Raw genomic sequence first — 18,193 nt, 5'->3', positions numbered from 1 at the left:
GGAACCCATGACAACGGTCGACCCCATCTCCGGCACGATCCCGCCCTCCGGCGTGCAGACGGGCAGCACGACGCCCCCGACCGAGCGCAAGAAGACGCTCGACTCCGAGGTCTTCCTGAAGCTGCTGGTGACGCAGCTGACGAATCAGGATCCGAGTTCGCCCATGAACACCAACGAGATGATCTCGCAGACCACGCAGCTGGCCTCGATGGAGCAGTTGACCGCGCTCACGGCGACCTCGACCGAGAGCTTCGCGCTCAGCATGCGTCAGACCGCGGCCGCGCTGATCGGCCACGAGGCGCAGTACGTCGACGAGAAGGGCGTCACGCAGAAGGGCATCGTCACCTCGGTGTCCTACGCCGGCGCCGTCCCCCTCGTCACCATCGGCGACGCCTCCATCCCCCTCGACGCCGTCTCCGGCGTCGCCCTCGCTCCCCGTTCGCAGTCCTGACCAGTCCCTTCCAGAAAGGCATCACCATGCTCCGCTCTCTGTTCGCCGGAATCTCGGGTCTGCGTTCGCACCAGACCATGCTCGACGTCACCGGCAACAACATCGCCAACGTCAACACGACCGGGTTCAAGGCCTCGGCCGCGCAGTTCCAGGACTCGCTCTCCCAGCTCGTGCGCAACTCGATGATGCCGCAGCAGGCCGCCGGCGGTCAGAACCCCGCCCAGGTCGGTCTCGGCGTGCAGGTCGCCGGCATCAGCACCGACTTCGCCTCCGGAGCGCCGCAGCCCACCGGCGTGCCGACCAACCTCATGATCGCCGGCGACGGGTTCTTCGTCGTGCGCTCGGGCGGCGAGACCCTGTACACCCGCAACGGCGGCTTCTCGTTCGATGCGAGCGGCAAGCTCGTCTCGGCCGACGGCGCACTGGTGCAGGGCTGGACAGCCCAGAACGGCGTGATCGTCCCCGGTCAGGGCATCGGTGACATCCGCCTCCCGGTCGGAGCGCTGAGCCCCGCCACGGCCACCACCACGGCCCGCGTCACCGGCAACCTGCCCTCCGGTGCGGCCGTCGGCGAGCAGCTGGTGCGCGACATCAAGACCTATGACGCCGAGGGCACGGCCACCTCGCTCCGCCTCACCTTCACCCGCACCGCCACGGGGTGGAACGTCACCGAGCCCGGTGGGACGAACACCGCCCTCACGTTCACCGACGGCAAGCAGCCTGCCGCGTCGTCCATCGTCTCCGGCGGTGTGACCGTCGACCTCTCGGCGGTCACCGGGTTCGCCGACGTCAGCGACGTCGCGATCAAGGAGCAGAACGGCAAGCCGGCAGGCACCCTGAGCTCGTACGCGTTGATGAACGACGGCAGCCTCGTCGGCACGTTCAGCAACGGCGACACCGAGGTGCTCGCCCGCGTCGCGCTGGCAGGCTTCGTCAACCCCGGCGGACTCGAGAAGGCCGGCTCCTCGCAGTACCGCCCGAGCGGGAACTCCGGAGAGCCGACGCTCGGCCAGGCCGGCACCGACGGTCTCGGCGGCATCATCAGCGGTGCGCTCGAGATGTCGAACGTCGACCTGTCGCAGGAGTTCACCAACCTGATCGTCGCGCAGCGCGGCTTCCAGGCGAACGCCCGCATCATCACCACCAGCGACGAGGTGCTGCAGGAGCTGACGAACCTCAAGCGCTGACGTCGTCGCCGGACCACGCGTCTGCGTCGTCTCTCTCACCCGCTGCGGGTGAAAGAGACGACGCAAACCCTGGACCGGGGATGTGCTCCTCTCTAGACTCCTCAGGACATAACCACGTGGGCTCCGATGTCGCTCCACGTCTGATCCGCTCACGCGGCATCGGCAGCCTGTACTCCTTCGTTGCCCTTGTGGCTTCCTCAGGAAACGAGCACCATGTCCCGGACGTCTCGACCCACCGACAACCGGCTGCGCAGCCTTCTCCTGGCTCTCGTGGCGATCCTCGGGCTCGTCGGTGCCGGGCTGGTCGTGCCCCTCGCCGCTCAGGCCGCAGAGTCCTCGCTCCGCATCGACAAGCTCGTCGACGGGCTCGATACGCAGGACACCCTGCAGCCCGGCGATGAGTTCACCTACACGGTCGATCTGGTCTGCGACGACGTGGACTGCCTCAACGTGGTCCTCACCGACACCCTTCCGGCCGAGTTCGCCGGTTTCGAGTTCGTCGGCTCGTCGTACACCCCCTCCACTCTGCCGCTGCTGGTCACGACGACCGGATGCGTGGAAGAAGGCGGTGTGCCCGTCGAGGTCACCGACAACTGCTCGATCCGTGTCGTCTTCGAGCAGCCCGTGGATGGCGGAGTCGGCCTCGAAGCCGGCGGAACCCTGAAGCTCAGCGTGGTCCTGCGCGCGCCGCTCGACCTGCCCGCCGACTGGGAGTACAACGGCGACACGGTGACGAACACCGCGACGGCGGACTGGGACAACGGGCCGGGAGATGTGCCCGCGACCATCTCCGACACGGCGGACGCGGTCGTCACGATCGACACCGTCATCGGGGTCGAGGCCAGCAAGAGCTGGTCGCCCGCCTCGCAGCAGTTCGACCCCGGAGCGACATCGCAGATCACGATCGGAGCCCAGAACCAGTCGAACACCGGCGGCGACTCGCTCGTGATCCAGGAGCCGACGGGCGCCGTCGATGGAGCGGCGACCCTCAGCGCCGACAACCCGTTCCGCATCGTCGACTTCCAGGGGTTTGTCTCCACGACCCTTCCCGCGGATGCCACGACGGTGCAGGTCGACGCATACGTCTACGACGAGGGCACGGGGACATGGAGCTGGCAGAGCGGCACACCGGGCATCACTCCGGGGTTGCCGGCCGGCGTCGACCCCGGTGAGGTCGGCGGCATCCGTCTGACCTATGCCGGTGGCACGATCGCCTCCGATGCCTCCGCTTCCACGGACTTCACCGTGGAGCAGCGAGCGACGGATCGCAACGACGAGAGCTCACTCGCCACGGGCGCCTCCGTCACGAACGGCATCACGTCCACAGTGAACGCACCAGGCGGCGCGACGGCGAGTGACGAGGCGACCGCGCCCTACGAGATCGGTCCGCTGACCGTCGACGTGCTCGCGGGGAAGACGATCACTCCGGCCGAGCTCCCCGCCGGCGCCGACGCGCTGGCCGAGCTCACGGCGACGAACGCCTCGAACGGCCCTGTGCAGAGCCTCACCATCTCCGATCTCGGCTTCTTCGACGCCGAGATGCTCTTCGGTGGCTTCCCCTCCGGCATCCCGTACCCGGAGGGAGCCACCGGCGGCACGATCACCTGGTACATCGACGGCGTCGCGCAGCCCGCCGTCCCCTTCGCGGATGGGGACGCACCGACTGCGCCCCCGGGAACCGTCACCGGTTTCGTCATCGACTTCACCGGCCAGATCCCTGCCGGCACGGTCGCGACGATCGACGTGGCAATCGAGCCCTCGCTCGCGCTCGTCAGCACCGAGGCGCCGACGCACCAACGCACGAACAACATCGACGTCACGGCGACCAACGACGTGGGTACCGCTGACGACGAGGCCGCCGATGACATCACGGTCTATTTCCCCCAGATCGGGGTCGCACTCGACAAGCGGATCACACCTGGCGGCGCGGTCGAACCGGGCAACAGCGTGGTCGCCAGCCTGACCGCGACCACGGAGACCGGCGTCGCACAGGTGGATCCGACCCAGATCGTCGTCGAGGACTCCTGGCGCGACGACCAGGCGGACGACTTCTGGAACGCGTTCGACATCGTGGCGATCGCACCCACCCAGGTCCCGCCGAACACCACTGCGACCGTGGAGTACCAGCGGCCGGACGGATCGTGGGCGACGCTCGCCACGGTCAGCACGGGTGATACCGCGCAGACGTTCCAGATGAGCCGTGCGGAGTTCGCAGCCGCACTCACGCCGCCCGATGTCCCCTCCGACGTCACGGGAGTGCGGTTCACCTTCGACAACCCCGATGGATTCTCCCAGGGGTTCAGCGTCGTCCCGAACGTCGTCTTCGATGCGCGGACCGACCTGCGCGACGGCTCCGGCCCCACCGACCCGCGGGATGACCCCGAGGATGAGCAGTCGGCGCAGGAGCCCACGGTCTATGAGAACGAAGCGAGCGCACAGAGCCACGGCGAGGTCGACGGCCTCCCGGACGGGATCGACAGCGACGTCGTGACCGACCAGGACACGATCGGTGTGCAGACCCCCGCAACCGGCGAGGGCGTGGGCGTCGACGCGAACAAGCGGTGGGTCCAGACGAACGACAAGACCACGGATGTCGACTTCCTCGATGCACAGTCCGGCGCGATCGTCTCCACGCGCAACGAGTGGCGGACCGGCACCCGCGGGATCGACACGCTCGTCCTCGCCGATCCCGCGACGGCACCGGGTGCGGATCCCGCTGGCGCGGCGAGCACGGTGTTCCAAGCCTTCGACCTGCTGAGCATCGACCCGATCACTCTCGCCGACGATCCCCTGCTCGCGTGGGACGACATCACCGAAGTCTGGCTCTTCGTCGACGGCGCATGGGCCCCGATCGCCGCGCCGGGCGGAAGCTGGATGGGAGCGGACGGATTCCTCGGCTACACGCTCACGCCCGCGCAGACCGCCGGAACGACGGGAGTCCGCTTGGTGTACGAGCCGGACGACGCCGCCCGCACTGCGAGCACGGATCCGACCCGACCTGAAGCAGGCTCCGGCCTCGCGACTTCTGCCGTCGGAGAGTACCGGCCGACCTTCCTCACCTGGGAGCTTCGCAACGTCGTGCGCGATGACACGGCGACGAGCGACCGCTGGGTGAGCGCAGATGAGACCTTCAACGATCCCGACCAGGGCATCGTCTGGAACAGCCTCCGCGGCGACTGGACCTCGGCTGCGGGGAACGGCAGCGACACCGAGCAGGACAACATCACCCTGATCGACCAGCCGCCGCTCGTCTCGGTGGAGAAGACCGTCACGCCGTCGAGCGTCACGATCCCGGAGTCCGCCGACGTCGACCCCGCGAACTATCCGGACGTGACCTTCGACATCGATGCCAGGAACGACAGCACCGCACGCGCCTCGTACGTGCGCGTGACCGATCCGATCCCCTGCGCGGCCGGAGCGGCGGACCAGTGCGTGAGCGCTCCCGGCGCCTGGGCGGATGACCCGTTCGACGACGCGGACTACGACGCGGACACCAATCCCTACGAGCGCCTCACCGTGCAATCGCTCACCTTCACGTTCCCGGTCGACCAGGTCGACCCCGCCACGTCGACCGTCACGCTCTGGGACCGTGCGGCCGATGGCACCCTCAGCACCCGCACGCTCTCTGTGACCGACGCGGGAACGCTCGCCGCCGGCGATCTGGCCACCGTGGTCGGGGTCAGCGTCGTGTTCCACGGCATCGACCCCACGACCGAGGGCGGCAGCATCCGCGCCGGGGAAGACCTGAGCATCGGGATCGTCACCAAGGTGCGGCAGTACGAGCGCTCGGATGCCGATCAGCTCGTGGAGCCCGGCACCGTCAGAAACGACGTGATCGCCCAGTCCTATGACCCGGTCCTGACCCCTTCCGGCAACGCCTCGACGCCGAGCGACACCGCGAACGACACCGTGGTGCTCGTCAGCGCGCTGCTCAACGCGACCCTCGCGAAGACCATCGATCCGGACTCGGTTCTCGAGACCCAGCTGCAAGACCCGGTCACCGTGACACTCGATGCTACGGACGGCGCCTCCACCGCGGCGACTCAGCAGGTGACCATCACGGATGCGGACGCCGACTTCTGGAACGCCGTGCAGCTGGCCCCTGTTCCCGCGCTGAGCGTCGTGTTGCCGGCTGGTGCCGACCAGGTGCGCATCGACGCGCTCGTGGGATCGGCCTGGGTGGAAGGGGCGTTCGGTGCGACTGCGGAACTCCCCGCGGCTGCGGATCCGGCCGCGATCGTCGGCCTCCGGGCGGTGTTCCGCAACGCCGCGGGAGAAGTGTTCTCGCGCAACGCACCGCCGGACGACTGGACCGCACAGCTCGCGTTCGACATCGTCGCGCTCACGACCGGGCGAGACGGCACCGATCTGGCTCTGCCGACGATTCTCCCGAACACGGCGACGGTCGTGAGCGAGCGACTCGACGGACTGTACGCGGACGCGGATGCGGACGCCGATGCCGACCTGACGATCGACCCCGGCACACATCAGATCGACGTCGTGAAGTCGCAGCCCGGAACCAGCCACGTCGTGTCCATCGGCGCCAGCCTCCCATGGACGCTGCAGTTCACGAACACGGGCACCGGCTTCCTCACGATCGACCAGCTGGTCGACACGCTTCCCGAATACCTCGACTGGGACTTCTCCCCGCCGACCTACCAGACCTCGGCGGGCGGCACGTTGTCGACAGACGTGTCGGCGCTGATCGACGACACCGGAAAGAACGTGACCTTCACGTGGCCGGAGGGCGGGAACAGGATGTCGCCGGGTGAGGTCTTCACGATCACCGTGAACCTGGTGCTTGCGCCGGGGCTCGCCCTCGATGAGTTCACGACCAACACGTTCGTCGTCACGACCGATGAGGAGCTCACCGCCTGCACCAACGCCTCGGGCAACGGGGAGGGCACCGTGTCCGGCCTCGACGTCGACCAGTGCGGAACGACCAACTACGTCCAGCCGTCACCCGGAGGCGCCCTCGCGGCGTACAAGTACGTCAAGGGCGAGGTCGACGGCGACCTCGTCGACGGCGAGGTCAACCTGAACAACCCCGACGCGGCCTGCCCGCTCGACCCCGATGGCTACACCCGCACGCCCTGCGCCGCCTACACCGCGGTCGGCGCAACGGACGACTGGCGCCTCTCCGTCGTGAACAGCGGCACGGTCGGCTTCGAGACCGTATCGATCGTCGATCCCCTGCCGCGGATCGGTGACCGGTTGCTGGCGACCGGCGCTGCCCGCAACACCACCTTCGACCCGGTACTGCTCCCCGAGTCTCTGACCGCGAACATCTTGCCTGCCGGAGCGACGCTCACGCTGGATGTGACGACCTCGGCCTCGCCGTGTGTGGGCACGGGTTCGAGTTCGGCATGGTTCGGCGACCTGCTCTGCGAGACCACCGCGACCTGGGTGCCCGTGCTCTCCTACGCCGGCGCGTGGGAGGAAGTGACCGGAATCCGAGTCACGATCGATTTCACCGCCACGGCAGCAGGGTCGTTCGCGCCGGGCCAAGTGCTGTCGCTGCACTACGAGACGCAGAACGTGCCGGAATCGCCGGAGTATCCTGACCTCGCTCCGATCACCGTTCCCGATGCCGGAGGTTTCGCCTGGAACCAGATGGGCGCCGTGGGCACGGATGCGGGCGGGCGCGAGTACTCCGTGGCGCCTGTGCAGGCCGGGGTCACCCTGCTCGACGGCGATCTCGGAGTACAGAAGGTGCTGGTCGGCGAGACGGGGCAAGCCCCGGACAGCTTCGACTTCCTCATCGAGTGCACGGTCGCCGGCGTTCCCCTCGTGCTGCCCGCTGGCGGCACCCTCACCGTGTCGAACGCGGGCGACCTTCGCACGCGCCTCGACGGGCTCCCGCTCGGGTCGGTGTGCCGCGTGTCCGAGGCCGGCGCGGTCGGAACCTTCGGGGAGGCCTCGAGGCTCAACGACGGTCAGCTCGTGACGATCACCGCTCCGGGCACCGGAGGCGAACCGCCGACCTCCCAGATCGCGGCGATCACGAATGTGTACCCGGCTCTGCCCCCGGATCCGACTCCGGACGGCGGCGCACTACCGTCCACCGGGATCGACGGGCCTGCCGTATCTCTGTTCGCAGGGATCGGCGTGCTGCTCATCCTCGCCGGTGGGATCCTGATCCGCCGTCGGCGACAGCGGCCGGCCCTTACCTGACCGCTTCGTCGTCGGGAGGCGCGACCCGGCTGTTCTGGCGCGGAATCCACACCTTGCGGATGACGATGAGAAGCGACGCTGTCAACGGGATGGCGACGAGCGCCCCGAGCAGGCCGAGGAGCGTCGCCCCCACCATCGCACCGATGATCACGAGGACGCCGGGCACTGCGGCCGCCTTGCCCATGATCCGCGGCGTGACGACGTACGCCTCCACTTGGATGTACACGAGGTACGCGACCACGAAGACCAGCGCGGCCGTCGGGCTGACGAACAGGGTCGCGACACCGCCGATGATCAGGAACACGAGAGAGCCGATCATCGGCACCAGCGTGACGAAGAAGGCGATGATCGCCATCACAGCCGGAACCGACGAACCGACGGCGAGTTGGATCACGAAGACGACGAGGGAGTTGATCGCCGACAGGGTGACGCCGCCCGCGACCACACCTCCGACTGATTGCGTGATCTCCTCCAGCACCTCGGCGAACCGAGCCCGCCGATACAGCGGAACGAGTTGCGCTGCCGATGCCTTGATGCTCTGCAGCGAGGACACGAAGTACAGGGTGAGCACGACCACCATGACGAAACTCGACACGGCCCCGATCACACCGAATCCCGCTTTCAGGACTCCTCCGGAGATCGCCAGGAAGGAGGAAAGGGTCGTGAGCGAACGGATACCCTCTGCGATCACGGCCGAGAGATCTATCCCGAGGCTCTCCTCCAGGGACAGATACCATCCGCTCTGCTGCACCGCCGCGATGGTCTCCGGGGCTGCCTCGATCGCCGCCGAGATCTGACGAACCGTCGCCGGTACCAGCACCAACAGGATCACCGCCACGACGAGGAGGACGATCACGGCCACGATCGTGACCCCCGCCGCCCGGCTCATCCCCCGACGCTCGAAGGCGCGAACCGACGGGTCGAGACCGAGCGCGAGGAACATGCCGAGGAAGATCGAGATGAGCACCGTCGAGATTCCAGCGACGGTGGCGGCCAGGGCGATCGCGAGCAGGACCCCTACCGCGACGGAGAAGCCCGACACCAGCGGCTTCGCGGGCAGCACGAGCTGAAGCCGCGACGGCTTCGGTCGGCCCTCTCGTTCCGGGCCGGGTGCATGCATGCTCTCGTCCACGGGGTGCACGTTACGCGCGGCCACGGTGTGCATGCGCACTCCCTCACCCTTTCCTGGTGAGCGTCCACGCCTCTCGCCGCGAACCGTCCACGAGAGCAGGGCGTCTGAAGCGGTTCACCCGGGCGGGATGAACGACCGCTTCCGTGCCCCGGCGGAAAGCACGAGGATCAGGCCATGCCGCACGAAGCCAGGGAAGAGTCCGTCCGCACGACGCGCGTGCTCGATATCGTGACGGTCGTGCTGCTCTCGGTGACCGCAGTGCTGACGGCGTGGTGCGGGTTCGAAGCCTCGAAATGGGGCGGCGAGATGTCCATCGCCTTCAGTCAGGCATCGAGCGCCCGCGTGCAAGCGGCCTCAGCGCAGTCGACGGCGCAAGCCGCGCGCCAGTATGACCTGACGCTCTACACCGAGTGGGTGCTGGCCGAAGCCGAGGGACGCGACGACCTGGTCCGGTTCGTCGAGGAACGATTCACCGAAGAGTTCGCCGTCGCGTTCGACGCGTGGACGGCCGAAGGTCGCACCGCCCGAGGACCGAGCACCCGCGCCGACGCGAAATTCGACGAGGCTCTCGCGAACAATCAGCGCGGCGATGACTACTCCCTGCTCACGGTGCTCTTCGCGCTCGTCCTGTTCTTCGCTGCTCTCTCGCAGCACCAGGCGGCTCCGTGGCGGCGCTGGGTTTTCCTCGGCTTGAGCGGGGTCATCGTCGTCGCCGGAATCGCGACACTGCTGACCTTCCCCATCAAGATCTGAGGGGAGGTCGTTGGGATCACCCCCTGGAGGTGATGCGCGTTCCACAAGCCGCAGTCGTCTGGGTAGCGTCGCCGATGGCGGCGAGTTCACCGCCGCATCTCGAGACAGGGGTATCGGCATGGCTGAACAGTTCAACGGCAAGATCGCGCTCGATGTGCGGGACTCGGTGCCGGACTGGGAACCGTATCTGTTGCCGGCCGCAGCCGAGAAGGCCCCGAATGTGCTCGTGATCCTCTATGACGACACCGGGATGGCATCGTGGTCGCCCTACGGCGGCCGGATCAACATGCCCACCCTCGACCGGCTCGCCGCGAACGGACTCACCTACACGCAGTGGCACACGACCGCGCTGTGCTCGCCGACGCGTTCCGTCTTCCTCACGGGGCGCAACCACACGCGCAACAGCATCGCCTCACTGATGGAGTCGACCAACGGATTCCCCGGGAACTCCGGTCGGATCCCCGATGACTGCGCACCGATGGCGCACATCCTGCAGGACAACGGCTACTCGACGTTCTGGCTCGGCAAGGATCACAACGTCCCCGAACAGGACAACGCGGCCGGAGGCAGCCGCAACCAGTGGCCGCTGCAGCTGGGCTATGACCGCTTCTACGGGTTCCTCGGCGGAGAGACGAACCAGTGGTATCCCGACCTCGCCGAGGACAACCACTTCATCGAGCAGCCGTACACGCCCGAAGAGGGCTACCACCTCTCCAAAGACCTCGCGGATCAGGCACTGCAGATGCTGCGCGCCCAGCAGGCGACGAACCCGTCCAAGCCCTGGTACATGTGGTTCTGCCCGGGGGCCAACCACGCGCCCCACCAGGCGCCGCAGGAATACATCGACAAGTACAAGGGCGCCTTCGATGACGGATACGACGCCTATCGCGAATGGGTGCTCGGCCGCATGATCGAGCGCGGCATCATGCCTGCGGACACCGATCTGACGCCGTTCAATCCGATGCCCGAGGATCAGGCGAACGCTGCCGACCATGTCAAGCCCTGGGACACGCTCAGCGAGGACGAGAAGACGCTCTTCCGTCGTATGGCGGAGGTCTTCGCCGGGTTCAGCGAGTACACCGACTCTCAGATCGGACGCATCGTCGACTACCTGGAGGAGACCGGCCAGCTCGACAACACGATCATCTTCTACTGCGCCGACAACGGCGCCTCCGGCGAGGGATCATCCGACGGTTCCGTGAACGAGAACAAGTTCTTCAACAACTACCCCGACGACCTCGCAGAGAACCTCACCCGCATCGACGACCTCGGAGGGCCCGAGGCCTACAACCACTACCCGACGGGCTGGGCCGCGGCCTTCTCCACCCCGTTCCAGATGTTCAAGCGCTACAGCCAGTACTCCGGCGGTACCTGTGACCCGATGATCATCCACTGGCCCGCCGGCATCACGGCGAAGGGCGAGATCCGCCACCAGTACCACCACGCCACGGACATCGTGCCCACGATCCTCGACGTCGCGGGCCTGGAGATGCCCGAGGTGTATCGCGGCGTCGAACAGGCCCCGCTGCCCGGGGTTTCCATGCGGTACTCGTTCGACGCGGCCCCCGATGCGCCCACTCGGAAGAAGCGCCAGTACTACAACATGATCGGCACCAGGGGACTATGGCAAGACGGTTGGAAGGTCGCCGCAACGCACGCCCCCATCAGCGGACACGGCCACTTCGACGAGGATGACTGGGAGCTGTACCACGTCGACCAAGACCGCTCGGAATCGAAGAACGTCGCCGCGGACCACCCCGAGAAGGTCAGAGAACTCGTCGACGCCTGGTTCGAAGAAGCCGACGTCAACTACGGGCTCCCCATCGACGACCGCACCGCGTTGGAGCAGCTCACCATCGAGCGCCCTTCTTCCGAACCTCCACGTCACCGCTACATCTACTACCCCGACAGCGGAGCTGTTCCGGAGGGCGTCGCCGTGAACGTGCGCGGCCGGTCGTTCAAGATCATCGCCGACGTCGACATCGAAGAGGGTGCCGAAGGCGTCCTCTTCGCCCACGGGTCGCGCTTCGGAGGCCACGCGCTGTTCCTCCAGGACGGAAGGCTGCACTACGTCTACAACTTCCTCGGCATTCAACCGGAGCAGACGTTCGTGTCGGAGAAGCTCAGCCCGGGGAAGCACGCCCTCGGCATGGAGTTCGATCGAGAAGGAGCGGGCGAGTACAAGGAGTCCATCGGCACCACGACCCTCTACGTCGACGACCAGGCGGTGGCGAGCGGCCCCATGCGCGCCCAGGTGGGGAAGTTCACGTTGTGCGGGGATGGACTGTGCATCGGGTACGACAGTGCCGATTCGGTGAGCCGGTCCTACCGCGCTCCCTTCACGTTCACAGGCGGAACGATCCGCGGCGTCGCGGTCGATGTGAGTGAGGAGCAGTACCTCGATCTCGAACTCGAAGCACAGGCCGCCTTCGCGCGGGAGTAGCCAGGCGAGGGTAGCGCTCCCCGCGATCCTCTTCGAACCGAGCTGACAGTCGATACGGCGGTTGTGCGTCGTCCGGCTATCCGAACTCGCGGAGCTCCGAGGTCAGCTCACCGCCCGCATCGCCCGTGTTGACGGTGCCCTTCGGCTCGAAGAGGATCGCGTGCACCTCGGCATCCGCGCGCGGGCAGTGCTCGACGCCCTTCGGAACGACGAAGACGTCGTTCGGTCCGAGCACCACATCGCGGTCGCGCAGTTGGATCGTCAACTGCCCGTGCACCACCATGAAGAGCTCGTCGGTGTCGGGGTGGGTGTGCCAGACGAACTCCCCGAGCAGTTTCACCACCTTGACGTCGTAGTCGTTGATGCTCGTCAGCCGGTGCGGCTGCCAATGCTCGGTGATGGTCGCCAGCGCCGCCTGCACGTTCCGCGTGTCTTCGTTCACCTCGCCAGCCTAGGCCGCCGGGTTTCGCCGGTACTGTCGTCTGAGGGAGAACGGAGCCGGTCATGAACGCGGTCGACGCTGTCGGCACCATCGCCGAGGTCCTCTCGTGGATCGGACTCGGGCTCGGGCTCCCCCTGCTCGTGATCGTGTTCCTGGTCAAGGTGCACGACGGCCCCTGGGTACCTCATGAGGTCGTCATCGTGGACGAGGGCGGCGGCCGGGCGCGTGCACGCTGGTTCGCCGCCGGCGATTTCTGGGAGCGCCCACTCCGCGCGGAGGAGTCGGCCCATTGGCACGGGCGGGAAGAAGCCGACGCGTTCCTCAGTGAGCGGCACCCGAGCCTGATGCGGTTCGAACCCCGACGCCCCCTGCTGCATGCCTTCCAGGTGCTGGGGATCACTCTGGCCGGTGTCGGCGCGGCCGCCGTCGCCATGTCGATCGTGCTCCTGTTCGTCGGCTGACGGGTACGGTGTCCGCTGAGAGGGATCCCGGGCAGGATGGAGACATGTCCGACTCCCCTCTCGCTTCACGCCCCTGGCTCGACTCCTATGCGGAGGGTGTCCCCGCGGAGATCGCGGATCCGTCGCAGACCCTGCCGGAGATGCTGTCGGCGAGTGTGAAGTCGTTCGGCCGGCGCCCGGCACTGGACTTCTTCGGCGCGGTCACGACCTACCGCGAACTCGGGGAGCAGGTCGAACGGGCGGCCGAGGGTCTGCGGCGCCTCGGCGTCCGCCACGGTGACCGGGTGGCACTGGTGCTGCCCAACTGCCCGCAGCACGTCGTCGCCTTCTACGCGATCCTCCGACTCGGCGCGGTCGTGGTCGAGCACAATCCGCTCTACACCGCGCGCGAACTGCGGCATCAGTTCGAGGATCACGGTGCACGGGTCGCCGTCGTGTGGGACAAGTCGGTCGACACGGTCGCCGGGTTCCCCGCCGATGTCAGGGTGGAGCACATCGTGAGCGTCGACATCACCGCGGCGATGCCGCTGTCGAAGCGCCTCGCGCTGCGCCTGCCCCTGCCCCGTGCCCGCGAGGCCCGCGCGAAGCTCACCGGCACCCCGAAGGCGCGGCACCTGATCGCGTGGAAAGGTCTCGCCGATCACCGTCGCATCTCCCGACGAGTGGCGGGACCGGGGCTGGACGACATCGCCCTGCTGCAGTATACGAGCGGGACGACGGGCGTTCCGAAGGGGGCGATCCTCACGCACGCGAATCTCCGGGCCAATGCGATGCAGGGGCGGGCGTGGGTGCCGGGTCTCGTCGACGGCGAGGAGACGTTCTACGGCGTGCTGCCGCTGTTCCACGCCTACGGCATGACCCTTTGCCTCACCTTCGCGATGAGCATCGGCGCCCGGCTCGTCCTCTTCCCGACATTCGACCTGGGGTTGGTCACCGCGGCGGCACGTTCGACGCCGCCCACTTTCCTCCCCGCCGTGCCGCCGATCTACGACGCGCTCGCGCGTGCGGCCGCCCGCGGGACCATCGACCTCTCGACGGTCCGCTTCGCGATCTCCGGAGCCATGAGCCTTCCGGTCGCCACGGTGAAGCGCTGGGAGGAGGCGACCGGCGGCCTCCTCGTCGAGGGCTACGGCATGACCGAGAGCTCACCGGTCGCGCTCGGCAATCCGATGGGTCCCACGCGTCGCCCCGGCACCGTCGGGGTGCCCTTCCCGAGCACGGAGATCCGCGTCGTCGATCCGGCGGACCCGACGGTCGACGTGCCACCTGGCGAGCCCGGTGAGCTTCTCATCCGCGGGCCGCAGGTCTTCCAGGGGTACTGGGGGCGTCCTGGTGAGACGGCCGATGCCCTGCTGCCGGACGGCTGGCTGCGATCCGGCGACATCGCCCAGGTCTCATCCGACGGCTTCGTGAGCATCGTCGACCGTCTCAAGGAGCTCATCATCACCGGCGGTTTCAACGTGTCGCCCAGCGAAGTCGAAGACGCGCTGGTCGCCCACCCGGATGTGGTCGCTGCCGCGGTCGTCGGCCTGCCGCGGCCCCACGGTGGTGAAGAGGTCGCCGCCGCGGTCGTGCTCCGCGAAGGCGCCGCTCTCGATGTGGATGCGCTGCGCGACTTCTGCCGCACCCGCCTCACCCCCTACAAGGTGCCTCGTCGCATCACGGCCGTCGACGACCTCCCCCGCTCGCTCATCGGCAAGGTACTGCGTCGTCAGGTGCGCGACCGCCTGCTCGCCGACCGCTGACCCGTCGCGGTCGCGGTCGCGCACGAAGCAGCTCGGAGAGATGCCCACGTGAGCGCAGGTCCCGCCGGTTGGTCCTTCAGTTGCCCATCTCCGCCTGGATCCGCCGGTCGAGGTCGTCGAGCTCCGCGAGCAGTTCGGCGGCGACCCAGACACGGTCCCGCTTGCGTCCGGTGATCTCTTGCACGAATCCTGCCGCTTCGAGCTGAGCGATGGCCTTGTAGGCCTGTTGCTCCGACGAACCTGAGCGCTGCTCGATCTCGCCTGCTGCCATGACGGGGTGATCGTAGAACCCGGGAATCAGCGCAGCGACCGCAGAACCGGCCCGCGGGCGCAGCTCGTTCGCCCACTCGTCGGGAAGACCTTTGATGCGGGCGATGGATTCGCGCGAGCACGAAGCCGCTGCACGAGCCGCCCGGGCGAACAGGGCAATGAGCGGCGACGGCTCACCCAGCCGATAGTCGCCGAGCGCGGCGAAGTACTCGTCCCGTCTGGCGAGAAGCCCGCTCGCCAGGGGAACGACGGCGTTGACGGCAGCGCCACGGCGACGAAGCACGGCCGACACGAGAGCGCGGCCGAGACGACCGTTGCCATCCGTGAACGCATGGATGGACTCGAACTGCGCATGTCCGATCGCCGCCTGCACCATCACCGGGATGTCGTCTCGGTTGAGGAAAGTGATCAGGTCGTCCATCAACGCGGGGACTCGTTGCGGCGCCGGTGGCACGTGAAGCGCACCTCGCGGTGAGTGGTCGCTTCCCCCGATCCAGTTCTGCATGTCACGCAAACGACCGGCATACGCCGCTTCGACGGGATCGTCCTTCATCAAGTCGTGATGAGCGATGAGAAGGTCCTCGACCGCGAACCGACCTCGGTCGCCGACTCCGGCGACGAGGCCATGCAGCGCCGTGCTCGCCGCCACCATGCTCGTGGCCGACGCGTTCGAACGGTTGCCGGCCAGCGCCCTGGCGTAGTCGGTCGCGCTGGCGGTGATCCGCTCGATCTTCGACGACGCGACGGATTCTGTGCGCATCATGAATCGGCTCAGCGCCGCCGAATGCCCCTCTGCGTCGGTATCCGCTTGCGCGATAGCAAGCAGAGCACCCTCCGAGGCGACGACCGTCGCCGTGGGAGCGGCGAAGTCGAGACCCGCGATCATCGGAGGGATCGTGGGGTCGACGGATGCCAGCGTCCGATCCTCCCGAGTGCCGCCACGGACCTGTTGGCGCCACGGAAGCGTCTCCACGGTATGTGCCGGCCACCCGGTTCCCGGCGTACGTGCATCAGTGTCCACAAAGACGAGTATTGCACTCGTTACTAAGGTTTATATCTATTAAAGACGAGTAATTTCGGACTGGTCGCGCTTCTGCTCCCCCCGCCGACGGAAACTTCGTCGCGCGCACCTCCCTGAACCGGGCTCGACTAACGTCCGACCGCCGCCAGCCGACAGTCACCCCCGACAGCCCAGGACGGGCCGTCGGGTCCGTGCTCCCCGGAACACGGACGGATCTTTCCAGGATGGAGCCCATGATCGTCCTCACGCGCCTGAACCGTTCGCGGTTCGCGGTGAACCCCGACCTGATCGAACGTGTCCAGGCGACGCCGGACACGACGCTCATCATGGTCGACGGTGCGACCTTCGTCGTCACCGAGACGATGGATGACGTCATCGCCCAGATCACCCGGTTCCGCGCCGGAGTGCTCGCCACGGCCGCCGCTCTGATCAGCACCGCCGGAACGGATTCAGACGCCCCCGATTCCGAGGTCGGTCTCTGATGGATCCATCCCTCATCCTCGGACTGGTCCTCGCGTTCGGCGCCCTGATCGCCATGATCAACCTCGAAGGCGCGACCATCGGATCGCTGCTGATCCCCGCCCCGATGGTGCTGGTCTTCGGAGCCACGATCGCCGTCGGCATCGCGAGCGGCACGATGCGCGATGCGCTGCACGCGGTCAAGTCGCTCCCCCGCGCCTTCCGCGGCGAGCGCCGCACTGCGTCGAGCATGATCGACACGGTGGTCGGCTACGCCGAGAAGGCGCGCGCCGAAGGGCTCCTCGCCCTCGAGCAGGGACTCGAAGACGAGAAGGACCCGTTCCTGCGCCAGGCACTGCAGAGCATCGCCGACGGCACCGACGCCGAAGACCTGCGAACGCTGCTGGAGGACGAACTCACCTCGACCGCCGCCCGCAACCGCACCGCCTCACGCTTCTACATGACGCTCGGCGGCTTCGCGCCAACGGTCGGCATCATCGGCACCGTCGTCTCCCTCACGCACGTGTTGGAGAAGCTCGACAAACCCGACACGCTCGGTCCGATGATCGCGACAGCATTCGTGGCGACGCTGTGGGGTCTGCTCTCGGCCAACTTCATCTGGCTGCCCATCGGCGGACGCCTCCAGCGTCTCGGCGAGCTCGAGCTCGAACGCATGACCGTGCTCATGGAGGGCATGCTCGCGATCCAGGCCGGCGCACCGCCGCAGTTCGTCGGAGAGCGCCTGCGAGCCCTCGTGTCCGAGCGCTCCTCCGCCCGCTCCGGCCGGAAGGCCCGCACCCGAGCAGCCGAGGAGACGGAGCAGGCGTCATGAGCGTCCGTGCCCGTCGTCGCGTGCCGCAGGAGGAGCACAGCGGTCCGGACGAGCGGTGGATGGCGTCCTACATGGACATGGTCACCGTGCTGATGTGCATGTTCATCGTCCTGTTCGCCATGTCGACCGTCGACCAGGAGAAGTTCGAGGCGCTCAGCGCCTCCCTCGCGACCGGTTTCGGCCAGGAGCCCTCAGACGAGATCGACGCGACGACGGGCGTGGTCGTGCCCCCGGAACTGGTCGACGAGAAGGGCGAGGACTTCGCCGACATCGACCTCGCCGCCGCGCAGACCGAGTTCGACGAGCTGACGGCCCTGCGCGAGCGCCTGCGTCAGGTGCTGGCCCAGAACGGGCTCGAAGCCGACGTCACCTTCACGATCGACGAGCGCGGCCTCACGATCGGCCTCGTGAGTGCCGAGACCTTCTTCGACACGAACAGCACGACGCTCAGCGCCAAGGCGGTCCTGGTGCTCGATGCCCTCGGATCGGTGCTGATCACCACCACCAACGAGATCTCGGTCGAGGGTCACGCCGACGTGCGCGGATCAGTCGCGCCCTACCCCACCAACTGGGAGCTGTCCTCCGGTCGCTCCACCCAGGTTCTGCGGCACCTCGTCGAGGCATCCGGGCTTCCGCCGGCGCACCTGAAGTCGGTCGGATTCGGCGACACCAGGCCGGTCGCCGCGGGCGATGCTCCCGAAGCACTGGCCCAGAACCGGCGAGTCGACATCGTCGTGCTCTCCGGAGCGAGCGAGGAGGTGCGCGCGCTCATCCCCCAGGCACAGGCGGGAAAGCCGTCCTCCTGACCCACGCTCTCACCTAA

The 18,193-nt window shown here is 67.6% G+C and carries 13 protein-coding genes; 10 read left to right on the top strand and 3 right to left on the bottom strand.

Translation table 11 applies throughout. The features are described from left to right. Positions 1 to 7 precede the first annotated feature (7 nt). From ACIQLD_RS16430 to ACIQLD_RS16420, 3 genes are all read left to right on the top strand, one after another. Positions 8 to 451: a flagellar hook assembly protein FlgD gene (locus tag ACIQLD_RS16430; RefSeq protein WP_021198940.1), complete on the top strand. Its 444-nt coding sequence runs from the start codon at positions 8 to 10 to the stop codon at positions 449 to 451. A 26-nt stretch (positions 452 to 477) separates the two neighbouring features. Further along, positions 478 to 1,638 carry a flagellar hook protein FlgE gene (locus tag ACIQLD_RS16425; protein ID WP_402609670.1) on the top strand — a complete coding sequence of 387 codons (1,161 nt, stop codon included), beginning with the start codon at positions 478 to 480 and terminating at the stop codon, positions 1,636 to 1,638. A gap of 213 nt (positions 1,639 to 1,851) precedes the next feature. Further along, positions 1,852 to 7,812 (top strand): LPXTG cell wall anchor domain-containing protein, encoded by a 5,961-nt coding sequence (locus ACIQLD_RS16420; RefSeq protein WP_402609668.1) that lies wholly within the window; start codon positions 1,852 to 1,854, stop codon positions 7,810 to 7,812. On the opposite strand, the gene ACIQLD_RS16415 is transcribed toward ACIQLD_RS16420, so the two are convergent. Beyond that, positions 7,805 to 8,977 (bottom strand): AI-2E family transporter, encoded by a 1,173-nt coding sequence (locus ACIQLD_RS16415; protein WP_402610292.1) that lies wholly within the window; start codon positions 8,975 to 8,977, stop codon positions 7,805 to 7,807. The genes ACIQLD_RS16420 and ACIQLD_RS16415 overlap by 8 nt on opposite strands. Positions 8,978 to 9,118: 141 nt before the next feature. Here ACIQLD_RS16415 and ACIQLD_RS16410 point away from each other — a divergent pair, with 141 nt between their 5' ends. Both ACIQLD_RS16410 and ACIQLD_RS16405 read left to right on the top strand, forming a co-directional pair. Beyond that, positions 9,119 to 9,697 (top strand): hypothetical protein, encoded by a 579-nt coding sequence (locus ACIQLD_RS16410; protein ID WP_402609666.1) that lies wholly within the window; start codon positions 9,119 to 9,121, stop codon positions 9,695 to 9,697. A 118-nt stretch (positions 9,698 to 9,815) separates the two neighbouring features. After that, entirely contained in the window at positions 9,816 to 12,140 is a 2,325-nt protein-coding gene (locus ACIQLD_RS16405) for a sulfatase-like hydrolase/transferase (RefSeq protein ID WP_402609664.1), read from the top strand. 76 nt (positions 12,141 to 12,216) lie between these two features. Here the strand turns inward: ACIQLD_RS16405 and ACIQLD_RS16400 are convergent, their stop codons facing one another. Beyond that, the gene (locus ACIQLD_RS16400) at positions 12,217 to 12,582 is read right to left on the bottom strand and encodes a cupin domain-containing protein (protein WP_402609661.1); all 366 of its coding nucleotides are present in this window, start codon (positions 12,580 to 12,582) and stop codon (positions 12,217 to 12,219) included. A gap of 62 nt (positions 12,583 to 12,644) precedes the next feature. Between ACIQLD_RS16400 and ACIQLD_RS16395 the strand changes: the two genes are divergently transcribed. Next, positions 12,645 to 13,043, top strand: a complete 399-nt coding sequence (locus ACIQLD_RS16395) for a hypothetical protein (protein WP_402609659.1) — start codon at positions 12,645 to 12,647, stop codon at positions 13,041 to 13,043. Between the two features lie 44 nt (positions 13,044 to 13,087). Continuing rightward, on the top strand, positions 13,088 to 14,788 hold the full coding sequence (locus ACIQLD_RS16390) for a long-chain-fatty-acid--CoA ligase (RefSeq protein WP_402609657.1): 1,701 nt from the start codon (positions 13,088 to 13,090) through the stop codon (positions 14,786 to 14,788). 76 nt (positions 14,789 to 14,864) lie between these two features. On the opposite strand, the gene ACIQLD_RS16385 is transcribed toward ACIQLD_RS16390, so the two are convergent. Continuing rightward, positions 14,865 to 16,079: a Fic family protein gene (locus ACIQLD_RS16385; protein WP_402609655.1), complete on the bottom strand. Its 1,215-nt coding sequence runs from the start codon at positions 16,077 to 16,079 to the stop codon at positions 14,865 to 14,867. A gap of 233 nt (positions 16,080 to 16,312) precedes the next feature. On the opposite strand from ACIQLD_RS16385, the gene ACIQLD_RS16380 reads away from it, so the two are divergent. From ACIQLD_RS16380 to ACIQLD_RS16370, 3 genes are read left to right on the top strand one after another with little or no spacing between them, the layout of a single operon-like run. Further along, positions 16,313 to 16,561: a flagellar FlbD family protein gene (locus ACIQLD_RS16380; RefSeq protein WP_402609653.1), complete on the top strand. Its 249-nt coding sequence runs from the start codon at positions 16,313 to 16,315 to the stop codon at positions 16,559 to 16,561. Beyond that, positions 16,561 to 17,370, top strand: a complete 810-nt coding sequence (locus ACIQLD_RS16375) for a motility protein A (RefSeq protein WP_402609651.1) — start codon at positions 16,561 to 16,563, stop codon at positions 17,368 to 17,370. Before ACIQLD_RS16380 ends, ACIQLD_RS16375 begins: the two co-directional genes overlap by 1 nt. Next, positions 17,367 to 18,176 (top strand): flagellar motor protein MotB, encoded by an 810-nt coding sequence (locus ACIQLD_RS16370; protein WP_402609649.1) that lies wholly within the window; start codon positions 17,367 to 17,369, stop codon positions 18,174 to 18,176. Before ACIQLD_RS16375 ends, ACIQLD_RS16370 begins: the two co-directional genes overlap by 4 nt. The last annotated feature ends 17 nt before the right edge of the window (positions 18,177 to 18,193 follow it).

Origin of the sequence: Microbacterium sp. NPDC091662 (genome assembly GCF_044756705.1) — a bacterium.
In the GTDB taxonomy this organism is placed as follows: Bacteria; Actinomycetota; Actinomycetes; order Actinomycetales; family Microbacteriaceae; genus Microbacterium.
Note: the sequence above shows the minus strand (reverse complement) of the source record. Positions and strands in the feature narration are given on the sequence as shown.

Coding starts and splice junctions, on each gene's coding strand:
- ACIQLD_RS16430 (WP_021198940.1), top strand. CDS start 8: ATGACAACGGTCGACCCCATCTCCGGCACGATCCCGCCCTCCGGCGTG.
- ACIQLD_RS16425 (WP_402609670.1), top strand. CDS start 478: ATGCTCCGCTCTCTGTTCGCCGGAATCTCGGGTCTGCGTTCGCACCAG.
- ACIQLD_RS16420 (WP_402609668.1), top strand. CDS start 1,852: ATGTCCCGGACGTCTCGACCCACCGACAACCGGCTGCGCAGCCTTCTC.
- ACIQLD_RS16415 (WP_402610292.1), bottom strand. CDS start 8,977: ATGCACACCGTGGCCGCGCGTAACGTGCACCCCGTGGACGAGAGCATG.
- ACIQLD_RS16410 (WP_402609666.1), top strand. CDS start 9,119: ATGCCGCACGAAGCCAGGGAAGAGTCCGTCCGCACGACGCGCGTGCTC.
- ACIQLD_RS16405 (WP_402609664.1), top strand. CDS start 9,816: ATGGCTGAACAGTTCAACGGCAAGATCGCGCTCGATGTGCGGGACTCG.
- ACIQLD_RS16395 (WP_402609659.1), top strand. CDS start 12,645: ATGAACGCGGTCGACGCTGTCGGCACCATCGCCGAGGTCCTCTCGTGG.
- ACIQLD_RS16390 (WP_402609657.1), top strand. CDS start 13,088: ATGTCCGACTCCCCTCTCGCTTCACGCCCCTGGCTCGACTCCTATGCG.
- ACIQLD_RS16380 (WP_402609653.1), top strand. CDS start 16,313: ATGATCGTCCTCACGCGCCTGAACCGTTCGCGGTTCGCGGTGAACCCC.
- ACIQLD_RS16375 (WP_402609651.1), top strand. CDS start 16,561: ATGGATCCATCCCTCATCCTCGGACTGGTCCTCGCGTTCGGCGCCCTG.
- ACIQLD_RS16370 (WP_402609649.1), top strand. CDS start 17,367: ATGAGCGTCCGTGCCCGTCGTCGCGTGCCGCAGGAGGAGCACAGCGGT.